1 protein-coding gene is annotated in these 557 nt (G+C 52.1%); it reads left to right on the forward strand.

The window, feature by feature from the left end:
• Positions 1-557, forward strand: a 557-nt coding sequence (locus R8N49_RS29480; protein ID WP_318190743.1) for a M48 family metalloprotease, incomplete at both ends; no start/stop codon positions are given.

The raw sequence follows: 557 nt of genomic DNA on the forward strand, positions 1-557 counted from the left end.
CGCAGTATGGAAGACCAGGCAAGACGCTCTCCAGCTACTTTAGCTGCGCTTGCTGGTGCATTATTACTTTCGATTGCTTCACCAGAAGCAGGCATGGCAGCGATTACCGCCGCAACAGCAGGCAACATGCAAAGCCAAATCAACTATACTCGCTCAAACGAGAAAGAAGCCGACCGCTTCGGTATCGCAACCTTGGCGAAAGCAGGATTTGATGTGCAAGCAATGCCGCGTTTCTTTGGCCGTTTAGCCGATGAATACCGCTACGCGAGCAAACCGCCACCAATGCTACTGACTCACCCTTTACCAGAAGACCGTGTAGCAGATAGCCGTCAACGTGCACAAGCCTATCCCCCAATGCGCATTGCACCTTCTATCGATTACCATTTGGCGCGCGCACGCATTGTGGCGCGATATGCCGGTATCGACGGACAAGCCGCACTAGGTTGGTTTGAGCGTACTCAAAAGAAAGCTTCAGCGGACATCATGCCGTCATTTGATTACGGCCGAGCGCTGGTTCATCTGGACAACAAACGCTTATCACAAGCAGAACCGATTTT

The sequence above is a fragment of the Vibrio sp. 1978 genome (assembly GCF_033344345.1).